General features: G+C 69.4%; 6 protein-coding genes. 2 read left to right on the top strand and 4 right to left on the bottom strand.

Translation table 11 applies throughout. The features are described from left to right. Positions 1–146: 146 nt before the first annotated feature. Positions 147–5,168, bottom strand: coding sequence for an NAD-glutamate dehydrogenase (locus ACFU8W_RS25970; RefSeq protein WP_384041632.1), 5,022 nt, complete (start codon positions 5,166–5,168; stop codon positions 147–149). Positions 5,169–5,550: 382 nt separating this feature from the next. Here ACFU8W_RS25970 and ACFU8W_RS25965 point away from each other — a divergent pair, with 382 nt between their 5' ends. Beyond that, positions 5,551–6,117: a DJ-1/PfpI family protein gene (locus tag ACFU8W_RS25965; protein ID WP_384041629.1), complete on the top strand. Its 567-nt coding sequence runs from the start codon at positions 5,551–5,553 to the stop codon at positions 6,115–6,117. Between the two features lie 94 nt (positions 6,118–6,211). On the opposite strand, the gene ACFU8W_RS25960 is transcribed toward ACFU8W_RS25965, so the two are convergent. Beyond that, positions 6,212–6,883 (bottom strand): HAD family hydrolase, encoded by a 672-nt coding sequence (locus tag ACFU8W_RS25960; protein WP_384041626.1) that lies wholly within the window; start codon positions 6,881–6,883, stop codon positions 6,212–6,214. 52 nt (positions 6,884–6,935) lie between these two features. Next, positions 6,936–7,442 carry a DUF6912 family protein gene (locus ACFU8W_RS25955; protein WP_384041623.1) on the bottom strand — a complete coding sequence of 169 codons (507 nt, stop codon included), beginning with the start codon at positions 7,440–7,442 and terminating at the stop codon, positions 6,936–6,938. A 288-nt stretch (positions 7,443–7,730) separates the two neighbouring features. Between ACFU8W_RS25955 and ACFU8W_RS25950 the strand changes: the two genes are divergently transcribed. Next, on the top strand, positions 7,731–8,147 hold the full coding sequence (locus ACFU8W_RS25950; protein ID WP_345517809.1) for an Rv3235 family protein: 417 nt from the start codon (positions 7,731–7,733) through the stop codon (positions 8,145–8,147). A gap of 289 nt (positions 8,148–8,436) precedes the next feature. Here ACFU8W_RS25950 and secA read toward each other — a convergent pair whose 3' ends face one another. After that, a complete protein-coding gene (gene secA, locus ACFU8W_RS25945; protein ID WP_345517808.1) occupies positions 8,437–11,262 on the bottom strand; it encodes a preprotein translocase subunit SecA in 2,826 nt (941 codons plus the stop codon). Between the last annotated feature and the right edge of the window lie 129 nt (positions 11,263–11,391).

Below are 11,391 nucleotides of genomic sequence, written 5' to 3'. Positions count from 1 at the left end.
CACGGGGGGGGGGGGCCGGCCCGCCTCCGCCCGTCGTCCCGGGCTCGCTCATCCCCCCCCGCCCAACCAGGTCCCCCCCCCCACCCGGGGGGGCCCCCCCGGGCCCCCCCCGGGGGCCGCCCCCCTTCCGTACAGTCGCCGCCCGATCAGCCGTGCGTACGCAGCAGCGTCCGCATCGTCCGCATGGCCACCGACAGGTTCGCCAGGTCGAACGCGTCCGACCCCCGGATCTCCTCCAGCGTGGAGCGCGAACGCGTCAGGATCGCCGCGTTCTTCTCCTCCCACGCCTCGAACCGCTCCGGCGGCGTCGACGTCCCGTTGCCCACGCCCAGCACATCCGCGGTGAGCGCGGCATGCGCGGCGTACAGGTCCTCACGGATGGAGGCGCGGGCCATGGACTGCCAGCGGTCGCTCCGCGGCAGCTCGATGATCCGGTCCATCAGCTGGGTGATGCCCAGCCGGTCCGCGAGGTCGTAGTAGACCTCGGCGACGGCGAGCGGGTCCTTGCCGACGCGCTCGGCGATCGCCACGATGTCGAGCGCCGGGAAGGCGGAGGAGAACCCGGCGACGCGCTGCGCCAGCTCGTCCGGGACGCCCGCCTCGGTGAGCTCTTCCAGGATCGACTGGTACCACTCCTCGTCGGCACCCTTCAGCATCTTGGGCAGCTCGGCCCAGACCTGGTCGACGCCGTCCTTGAAGAAGCCGATCGTCCCGGCGATCTCCAGCGGCTGCGGCCGGTTGCCGAGCAGCCAGCGCGAGCCGCGCTCGACGAGCCGGCGCGAGTGCAGCCTGATCCGGGTCTGCACATCGGCGGCGACCTTGTTGTCGAGCGCCTCGACGGCGTCCCACACCTGGCCCAGGCCGAAGATCTCGCGGGCTGCGGCCTGCGCCCGCACGATCTCCTCGATCGATGCGCCGGTCTCTTCCCGCAGCCGGTGCAGGAAGGTCGAACCACCGGTGTTCACCGTGTCGTTGACCAGCACCGTGGTGATGATCTCGCGACGCAGCGCGTGTCCGTCGACCGCCTCGGGGAACTGTGCGCGCAGCTGATCCGGGAAGTAGGCGTACAGCAGCTTCTGCAGGTACGGGTCGTCCGGCAAGCTGGTCCGGATCAGCTCGTCGGACGTGGTGATCTTCGTGTAGGCCAGCAGCACGGCGAGCTCGGGCTGGGTGAGCCCCTTGCCGCTGTTCAGCAGCTCCCGGATCTGCCGGTCCGCGGGCAGGAACTCCAGCGCGCGGTCCAGGTGCCCGTCGCGGCCCAGGCGGCGCATGAAGCGCTGCTGGGCGTGGAGCAGGGAGGCGGACTGGGTGACGGAGTTGGCGAGCGCGGTGTTCTGCGCGTAGTTGTTGCGCAGCACCAGGCGGCCGATCTCGTCGGTCATGTCCGCGAGCAGCTTGTTGCGCTGCTTGACGGTCATGTCGCCGTCCCGGACCAGTCCGTTGAGCAGGATCTTGATGTTCACCTCGTGGTCGGAGGTGTCCACACCGGCGCTGTTGTCGATCGCGTCGGTGTTGATCCGGCCGCCGCCCCGGGCGAACTCGATCCGGCCGAGCTGGGTCGCGCCGAGGTTGCCGCCCTCGCCGACGACCTTGGCCCGCAGGTCCTGGCCGTTGACGCGGATCGCGTCGTTGGCCTTGTCGCCGACGTCCGCGTTCGACTCGGCCGACGACTTGATGTACGTACCGATGCCGCCGTTCCACACCAGGTCGACGGGCGCCTTGAGGATGGTCTGCATCAGGTCGGCGGGCGTCATCTTGGTGACCCCCGACTCGATGCCGAGCGCCTCGCGGACGTGCGCGTTGACCGGGATCGACTTCGCGGTACGGGGGTGGATGCCGCCGCCCGCGGAGAGCAGGTCCTTGTTGTAGTCGGCCCAGGAGCTGCGCGGCAGGTCGAAGAGGCGGCGCCGCTCGGCGTACGAGGTGGCGGCGTCCGGGGTCGGGTCGAGGAAGATGTGCCGGTGGTCGAACGCGGCGACGAGCCGGATGTGCTCGGAGAGCAGCATGCCGTTGCCGAACACGTCACCGGACATGTCGCCCACGCCGACGACCGTGAAGTCCTCGGTCTGGGTGTCGTGACCGAGCTCGCGGAAGTGCCGCTTCACGGACTCCCAGGCGCCGCGGGCGGTGATGCCCATGCCCTTGTGGTCGTAACCGGCGGAACCACCGGAGGCGAACGCGTCGCCGAGCCAGAAGCCGTACCCGACGGCGACCTCGTTGGCGATGTCGGAGAAGCTCGCGGTCCCCTTGTCGGCGGCGACGACGAGGTACGTGTCGTCCTCGTCGTGGCGCACGACGTCGACGGGCGGCACGACCTCGCCGGCCACCAGGTTGTCGGTGATGTCGAGCAGCGCCGAGATGAATGTCCGGTACGAGGCGATGCCCTCGGCCATCCAGGCGTCACGGTCGACGGCCGGGTCCGGCAGCTGCTTGGCGACGAAGCCGCCCTTGGCGCCGACCGGCACGATGACGGTGTTCTTCACCATCTGCGCCTTGACCAGGCCGAGGATCTCCGTACGGAAGTCCTCCCGCCGGTCCGACCAGCGCAGACCACCGCGGGCGACCTTGCCGAAGCGCAGGTGGACACCCTCGACGCGCGGCGAGTACACCCAGATCTCGAACGCCGGGCGGGGCGCCGGAAGGTCCGGGATGGCCTGCGGGTCGAACTTCATCGAGACGTACGCGTGCGGCTTGCCGCCGTCCGCCGTCTGGAAGAAGTTCGTGCGCAGGGTCGCCTTGATGACGGTGAGGAAGGACCGCAGGATCCGGTCCTCGTCGAGCGAGGCGACCTGGTCGAGCGCCCCGTCGAGCTCTTCGAGGAGACCGTCGATCAGCTCCGTGCCGGCGCTCTGCCGACCGGGCGACATCCGGGCCTCGAAGAGGGAGACCAGCAGCCGGGTGGTGTGGACGTTGTTACGGAGGGTGTCCTCCATGTAGTCCTGGCTGAAGGTCGAACCGGCCTGCCGCAGGTACTTCGCGTAGGCACGCAGCACCATCGCCTGCCGCCAGCTCAGACCGGCACCGAGCACCAGGGAGTTGAAGCCGTCGTTCTCGGCCTGCCCGGTCCACACCGCGGCGAACGCGTCCTGGAATCGGTCGCGGGCGTCGTCGGCGAGGTAGGTGCCGCTGCCGTTGACCTGCGGCATCCGCAGCCCGAAGTCGTAGATCCAGGCATGCGTACGGTCCGCGCAGCGCAGCTCGTACGGACGCTCGTCGACGACCTCGACCCCGAGCCGCTGGAGCGCCGGGAGAACGGCGGAGAGGGAGACCTGCTCGCCCGTCCGGTAGATCTTGAAGCGACGCTCACCGGGGCCGGCGCCGACCGGCTCGTACAGGCTGAGCGCGAAGTCCTTCTCGTCCTTCTTCAGCGCTTCGAGGTGGACCAGGTCGGCGACGGCGGCGCGCGGCGTGTGGTCGGCCTTGTAGCCCTCGGGGAACGAGTGACCGTAGTGGCGCAGCAGCTCGGCGGCGCGCTCCTCACCGCACTCGGCGTTCAGCGCCTCCTGGAAGCCGTCGGCCCAGGAACGGGCGGCCTCGACGAGACGCGCCTCGATGCGGTCGGCCTCGGCGTCGGTCAGGTCGGGCAGCTCGGTGCCGGGCGCGACTCGGACGACGAAGTGCAGCCGGGAGAGGATCGACTCGGTGTTCCAGGCGGTGAAGTCGACGCTGGTGCCGGCGAGCTCCTCCTTCAGGATGTCGATCAGCCGGAGCCGCACACCGGTGGTGTAGCGGTCGCGCGGCAGGTAGACGATCGCGGAGTAGTAGCGCCCGTACTCGTCCTGGCGGAGGTAGAGGCGCAGCCGTCGCCGCTCCTGGAGGTACAGCACGGACGTGACGATGGAGCGCAGCTGGTCGACGGGCGTCTGGAAGAGCTCGTCGCGCGGGTAGGTCTCCAGGATCTGCAGCAGATCGCGTCCGTCGTGGCTGTTGGGCGAGAAGCCCGCGCCCTCCAGCACCTCGGCGACCTTGCGGCGGATGACGGGCACCCGGCGCACGGACTCGGTGTAGGCGGCGGACGAGAACAGTCCGAGGAAGCGGCGCTCACCGATGACGTTGCCGTCGGTGTCGAACTTCTTCACGCCGACGTAGTCGAGGTAGCTGGGGCGGTGCACGGTGGACCGGCTGTTCGCCTTGGTGAGGATCAGCAGCTTGTGCTCGCGGGCCTTGGCGCGGGCGTCGGCGGGCAGCCGGTCGAAGGACGGGCTGACCGGGTGCGCCTCGTCCTCGCTGTGGTGCGGGTCGGAGCGGAGGATGCCGAGGCCGGTGCCGGGGACGGCGGCCAGCGCGTCGCTGTCCTTCAGCTCGTACTCGCGGTAGCCGAGGAAGGTGAAGTGGTCGGCGGCGAGCCAGCGCAGCAGCTCCCGGGCCTCGTTCACCTCTTCGTCGGCGAGCTCGTCGAGCGGCTCGCCGGGCAGGTCGTCGGCGATGCGCAGCGCGGCGTCGCGCATCTTCTCCCAGTCCTCGACGGTCTCCCGTACGTCGGACAGCACGCGGAGCAGATCCAGGGAGATCTGCTTCAGGTCGGAGCGGTCGGTCTCGCGGTCGATCTCGACGTGGATCCAGGACTCGACGAGCGCATCGTGCGGCAGCGTGTGCGTGGTCCCGTTGGCACCCTTGCGGCTCTGCTCGCCGGCGGAGAGGCCGTTGCCCTCGGCGAGGACCTCGATGAGCTTGCCGGTGACATCGCGACGGACGACGACCTGCGGGTGGATCACGACATGGATGCCGCGCCCCTGCCGGGACAGCTCATTGGTGACGGAGTCGACCAGGAACGGCATGTCGTCGGTGACGACCTCGACGACGGAGTGGCTGGACGTCCAGCCGTTCTCCTCGACGGTCGGGGTGTGCACCCGGACGTTCGCGGTGCCCTGCGGGCGGTTCTCCGCGAGCCGGTAGTGGGAGGAAGCAGCACCGAAGACATCGACCGGGTCGCGGCCGGCGAGGTCCTCCGGAGCGGTGTGCAGGTAGTAGCGCTGGAGGTACGAGAGCAGCACGTCCGGGCCCGGACGCTCGTCCTGCCCGGCACCGGTGGTGCCGGCCCCGGTGCCCGCAACGTGCACCCGGGGGGTACCGCCCGGGCCGCCGACACCACCGCCCGGAACGTTGTCAGCTACCCGGGCCGCCCGTGCGAGCAGCTCGGCCTTGGCTTCGTCCAGCTTGGTCTGCATGTCCTCTGGCTCCTGTCGCGCGCCGTTGCGTGACGTAGGTGAAAAAAGCGACGTACCGCCACGACACGGGGTTTCCGGTCTGACTCGACGCTATGCCGCTACGAGAGATGCCCGGGACCATATTGGCCATTTTCGGCAGCGGGTCCGGGACGAGGGGATCAGTGATCGCCCGGGCACGGTGGCACTCCGGGCGCAGGCCGGGGGCTTCGCTGCCCCCGAGGCGTATCGCGCTGATCACGGGGTCCAGGCTATCTCGCCCATACCCGGAACCGTCATGAGCCGTATGTGTACAAAAGAAGGCCCCGAACTTTGACACTCTGGACAGCGCGCAACGGGCAGATGCACGCTTGACGCAGACGTCCGCGCGAGGGGAGCCCGCACCATGGCACCGAAAGTCCTGATCGTCACCGGCGACGCCGCCGAGTCCCTGGAAGTCCTGTACCCGTACCAGCGGCTGCGCGAGGAGGGGTACGACGTCCACATCGCGGCCCCCGCCCGCAAGACGCTCCGCTTCGTCGTCCACGACTTCGAGCCCGGCTTCGACACGTACACCGAGAAGCCCGGCTACACCTGGCCGGCCGACCTGGCGTTCTCCGAGGTCGCCCCCGGAGACTACGTCGCCCTGGTCGTCCCCGGCGGACGCGCCCCCGAGTACCTGCGCAACGACCCCGAGCTCCGCAAGATCCTCAAGGCCTTCTTCGACTCGGACAGGCCGGTCGCCCAGATCTGCCACGGCCCTCTGCTGACGGCGGCGATCGGTGAACTGAGCGGCCGCCGCGTCACGGCCTACCCCGCACTGGAACTCGACATGCAGGCGGCGGGTGCCACCTTCGAGGACCATGAAGCAGTGGTGGACGGCACCCTGATCTCGTCCCGCGCCTGGCCGGACCACTCGGCCTGGATGCGCGAGTTCCTGAAGGTCCTGCGCACGAAGGCCCCGGCGAACTGAAGCCCGGGTGGGCCGAGGCCCCGCCGAGCCGAAACGTCGCCGAAGAACCCCCTCAGCCTCCCGTCGGACCCCGCCGGACCCCTTCGGGCACCCCTCAGCGGGTCATCTGCTCGGCAAGCTCCACGGCCTCGCCCAGACTGTCCACCACCGGCACGCCGGCCGCCTCCAGGCTGGCCCGGCTGTGCGACCCCCCGGTATAGAGCACCGCCCCCGCACCGACATGCGCCGCGGCCAGCGCGTCGTCCACCGCGTCGCCGATGACCACTGTGTGCTCGGGCGATATCCCGTCCAGAGCGACAAGGTGCCGCTCCATGTGCTGCGCCTTGCTGCCGCCGGACGGCCCGGTGCGGCCGTCGACACGCGTGAAGTGCCGCTCGATCCCGTACCCCCGGACCACCGGCACCAGCTGCTCGTGGACATACATGCTCAGGAGCGACTGGCTGCGTCCGGCGAGCTGCCACTGCGCCAGCAGCTCCGCGGCCCCGGCGGTCAGCCCGCAGGCGACCCGCTGCTCCGTGTAGTACCGGTGGAAGATCCCGTCCATTCGCTCCCACTCGGCCTCGGTGGGCAGCCGGCCCATCAGCCGCTCGTAGAAGCGGGGGATCGGAATGCAGTACATCTCCCGGTACTGCTCCAGCGTGAGCGGCTCCAGGCCCACCTCGGCGAACGCGGCATTCGTCGCGCCGACGACCGCGTCATTGTCGTCGAGCAGTGTGCCGTTCCAGTCCCAGACCAGATGCGTGCGGTGCTTCCCGTGCGTCGCCATGAATAGAAAGTACCTGCCGGGTACGACAACGGGTCAGCCGATCAGGTACCGGTCAGCTGATCAGGTTGGGAATCTCCTGCACCCCGAACCAGAGCAGCTCGTGGTCCTCGGCGCCGTCCACGGTGAACTGCGCGTCGTCGTCCCCGAGGTCCGCCGCGCCGAGCACCGCGGCGGCGGCCGCTACATCCTTCTCCGCGTCGTCCGCGTCGACGTGCACTGCGGCCGCCTTCCTCAGCGCCACCGCGGAGGCGATCCTCACCTCACCGAGCGACGACGGATCGAGGCTGTGGTCGGGGTCGGCGACGGCTTCCCCGTCCGGCACGTCGACGGCGACGACCACGCGCCTGCGCACGGCATCCGGGTCCCCGGCGATCATCCGCAGCGAGGCGGACGCGGCTCGGTTGAGCGCCGCGTACTCCAGTTCCTCGATGTCGTCGGAGACGTACCACTCGCGGAGTGCGGGAGTCACCGCGTACGCGGTCAGCGGACCGGGGCCGACCTCGCCCGCCCGGTGCGCCGCTGCGAGACCGGAGAGGGTCAGGGGGACGTACACGCGCATGGCTGGCCGCTTTCGTAGTCGGAGACGCCCTCAGGATACGTGCGACGTCCCCCATCGGGGTTACGGGCACGGCCTCCGGTCCGTCCACCTCACGCGCACGATTCACCCCTCACGCCTCCCCCACACACCTTGCGGCACCGCGCCCATCACCCGGATAGGTGAATCTCCGGGTCCGCGCCCGGCGGCCCAACGGCGCTTGCGGCCGCGTACGTCACCGCCGTAGAAGATCCCCAGCAGAAGTTACCGCCCGGTAAACGACCGGGCCTCGAATCAACGGGGCGAAGAACGATGAGCGTGAACAGGACCCGGCCCGCCGGACGTCACGACCAGCGCAGGCCCGAGGCCGTACCGGCGCAGCGTCGCCGAACAGCGCAGCGAATGCGCCCGCACCACTGGTTCGCGGAACGCCTCCTAGCGGTTCTCAGCGGCCAGCGACCGGTCCACTGGATGCTCGGCCACACGATCGGCGAGGCCTACGACCAGCTTGCCGAACTGGCCCCGGCCACCCCGCTCAGGGCCCGCGGCGCCCGCCCGGTGGTACGCCGCTGCCACGGCGCCCAGCCCGCACCGGGAGTGGTGGAAGCGTGCGCGAGCATCGCGGCGGGCGAAGAGGTACGCGCCATGGCCTTCCGCCTGGAACAGGGCCCTGACCTCCGCTGGCGCTGTGCGGCGGTGGAGCTGGGCGGCACCAAGTCCAGCAGCTGAGGCGAGACTCCGGCACCCACCGCTCGCGGCACAGCGCGACCCCAGCGGCAATCCCTGAGCCCGTCCGTCTCTTGCGGCCCTTACGGCGTTCGAGGACGCTCCCCGGCCCCGCGGCAGGCTTGCACCAGTAGCCCCTTCGAGCCCGTCCGGCGCCGAGGACAGAGCCGCCGGACGAACCCGGAACCCCATCCCGCCCCCGCACGCGGCTGGGGCCGGACACCCCTCGGTGTCCGGCCCCAGCCGCCGTACCAATCAGTCCCACGCCCACGGGGCGCAGGCGCAGCCGCACCTACTTCTTGCGGCGCCGCCCCCCGCCCCCGCTCTTCTGCGCCTTGCGCCGCTCGGCGCGGGTGAGCCCGTCCGACTCCGACACCGCCCCACCGTCACCATTGGCGAAGTCGCCCTCGACGACACCGCCCTCCCCGTCCACCGTGGGAGCGGAGAAGTGGAGCCGGTCCGGCCGCTGCGGAGCGTCGAGCCCCTTGGCGCGGATCTCCGGACGCGCCGCGGCCGGGACCGTGACGTCCTCCTTGGCCAGCGAGGTCCGCTCGGCCGCATCCTGCACCGGAACCTCCTCGACCTGCTGCTCGACCTGGACCTCCAGGTTGAACAGGTAGCCGACGGACTCCTCCTTGATGCCCTCCATCATGGCGTTGAACATGTCGAAGCCCTCGCGCTGGTACTCGACCAGCGGGTCCTTCTGCGCCATGGCCCGCAGGCCGATGCCCTCCTGGAGGTAGTCCATCTCGTAGAGGTGCTCACGCCACTTGCGGTCCAGGACGGACAGGACGACGCGCCGCTCCAGTTCACGCATGATGTCCGAGCCGAGCTGCTTCTCGCGCTCGTCGTACTGCTCGTGGATGTCGTCCTTGATGGACTCCCCGATGAACTCGGCGGTGATCCCGGCCCGGTCCCCGGCCGCGTCCTCCAGCTCTTCGACGGTGACCTTCACCGGGTAGAGCTGCTTGAACGCGCCCCACAGCCGGTCGAGGTCCCACTCCTCGGAGAAGCCTTCTGCGGTCTCCTGCCGGATGTAGTCCTCGATGGTGTCGTCCATGAAGTGGCGGATCTGCTCCTGCAGGTCCTCGCCCTCCAGGACACGACGGCGCTCGCCGTAGATGACCTCGCGCTGCCGGTTGAGCACCTCGTCGTACTTCAGGACGTTCTTACGCGTCTCGAAGTTCTGCTGCTCGACCTGCGACTGCGCCGACGCGATCGCCCGCGTCACCATCTTGTTCTCGATCGGCACGTCGTCCGGCACGTTCGCCATCGACATCACGCGCTCGACCATCTGCGCCTTGAACAGCCGCATCAGGTCGTCGCCGAGCGACAGGTAGAAGCGGGACTCACCGGGGTCGCCCTGACGGCCGGAACGACCGCGCAGCTGGTTGTCGATACGCCGCGACTCGTGCCGCTCCGTACCGAGGACGTACAGCCCGCCGAGCTCCCTGACCTCGTCGAACTCCGCCTTGACGGCCTGCTCGGCCTTCTCCAGCGCGGCGGGCAGCGCGGCCGCCCACTCCTCGACGTGCTCGACGGGGTCGAGACCGCGCTGGCGCAGCTCCGCCTCGGCGAGGTCGTCGGGGTTGCCGCCGAGCTTGATGTCCGTACCGCGGCCGGCCATGTTCGTCGCGACCGTGACCGCGCCCTTGCGGCCGGCCTGGGCAACGATCGTCGCCTCACGGTCGTGCTGCTTGGCGTTGAGGACCTCGTGCTGCACACCGCGCTTGGAGAGCTGCTGCGAGAGGTACTCGGACTTCTCGACCGAGGTGGTGCCGACCAGGATCGGCTGGCCCTTCTCGTGCTTCTCGGCGATGTCGTCGACGACCGCGGCGAACTTCGCGACCTCGGTCCGGTAGATCAGGTCCGACTGGTCGGCTCGGACCATCGGCCGGTTCGTCGGGATCGGCACGACGCCGAGCTTGTAGATCTGGTGGAACTCGGCGGCCTCGGTCATCGCCGTACCGGTCATGCCGGACAGCTTGCCGTAGAGACGGAAGAAGTTCTGCAGGGTGATCGTGGCGAGGGTCTGGTTCTCGTCCTTGATGTCCACCCCTTCCTTCGCCTCGATCGCCTGGTGCATGCCCTCGTTGTAGCGGCGGCCGGCGAGAATACGACCGGTGTGCTCGTCGACGATCATGACTTCGCCGTCGATGACGACGTAGTCCTTGTCCTTCTTGAAGAGTTCCTTGGCCTTGATGGCGTTGTTGAGGTATCCGACGAGCGGGGTGTTCACCGACTCGTAGAGGTTGTCGATGCCGAGCCAGTCCTCGACCTTCGCGACACCGGACTCATGGATCGCGACGGTCCGCTTCTTCTCGTCGACCTCGTAGTCGCCGGTCTCCTCGATGCCCTTGAGCGGATTGCCGGCCTCGCCCTTCGTGAGGCGCGTGACCAGCTTGGCGAAGTCGCCGTACCACTTGGTCGCCTGATCGGCCGGGCCGGAGATGATCAGCGGCGTACGGGCCTCGTCGACGAGGATCGAGTCGACCTCGTCGACCACCGCGAAGTTGTGGCCGCGCTGGACGAGCTCGTCCGCGGACCACGCCATGTTGTCGCGGAGGTAGTCGAAGCCGAACTCGTTGTTCGTGCCGTACGTGATGTCGCAGGCGTACTGCTCGCGTCGCTGGGCCGGCGTCATGTTCGCGAGGATGCAGCCGACGGTCAGGCCCAGGAACTTGTGGACCCGGCCCATCATCTCGGAGTCGCGCTCGGCCAGATAGTCATTGACCGTGATCAGGTGCACGCCCTTGCCGGAGAGCGCGTTGAGATACGCGGGCAGGGTGCCGACGAGGGTCTTGCCCTCACCGGTCTTCATCTCGGCCACATAGCCGAGGTGCAGCGCCGCGCCACCCATCATCTGGACGTCGTAGTGGCGCTGTCCGAGGACTCGCTTGGCGGCCTCACGGACCGTCGCGAATGCCTCGGGGAGCAGGTCGTCCAGGCTCTCGCCGTCCGCGTACCGTTCCTTGTACTCGTCGGTGAGCGCCCGCAGCTCGGCGTCGGAGAGGTTGACGAAGTCCTCTTCGATGGAGCTGACCTGGTCCGCGATGCGGTGCAGTTTGCGCAGGATCTTGCCTTCGCCTGCACGCATGAGCTTGTTGAAGACGGACACTGAGGCTGGTCTCCTTGCCGGTCGGGCCTGGCACTGGGTCGTGTTATGGACGCTGGCACGGGCACGGCAGGTGGGCCCCACCGCAACGGCCATCGTAAGCGAGGACCCCGCCGCGCCGGGAGGGCTGCC

Origin of the sequence: Streptomyces sp. NPDC057565 (genome assembly GCF_042801455.1) — a bacterium.
Classification (GTDB): Bacteria; Actinomycetota; Actinomycetes; order Streptomycetales; family Streptomycetaceae; genus Streptomyces; species Streptomyces yanii.
Note: the sequence above shows the minus strand (reverse complement) of the source record. Positions and strands in the feature narration are given on the sequence as shown.

Excerpts from the sequence above, each read along its gene's own strand:
- ACFU8W_RS25960 (WP_384041626.1), bottom strand. The coding sequence starts at position 6,883 with ATGGCGACGCACGGGAAGCACCGCACGCATCTGGTCTGGGACTGGAAC.
- ACFU8W_RS25970 (WP_384041632.1), bottom strand. The coding sequence starts at position 5,168 with ATGCAGACCAAGCTGGACGAAGCCAAGGCCGAGCTGCTCGCACGGGCG.
- ACFU8W_RS25955 (WP_384041623.1), bottom strand. The coding sequence starts at position 7,442 with ATGCGCGTGTACGTCCCCCTGACCCTCTCCGGTCTCGCAGCGGCGCAC.
- ACFU8W_RS25950 (WP_345517809.1), top strand. The coding sequence starts at position 7,731 with ATGAGCGTGAACAGGACCCGGCCCGCCGGACGTCACGACCAGCGCAGG.
- ACFU8W_RS25965 (WP_384041629.1), top strand. The coding sequence starts at position 5,551 with ATGGCACCGAAAGTCCTGATCGTCACCGGCGACGCCGCCGAGTCCCTG.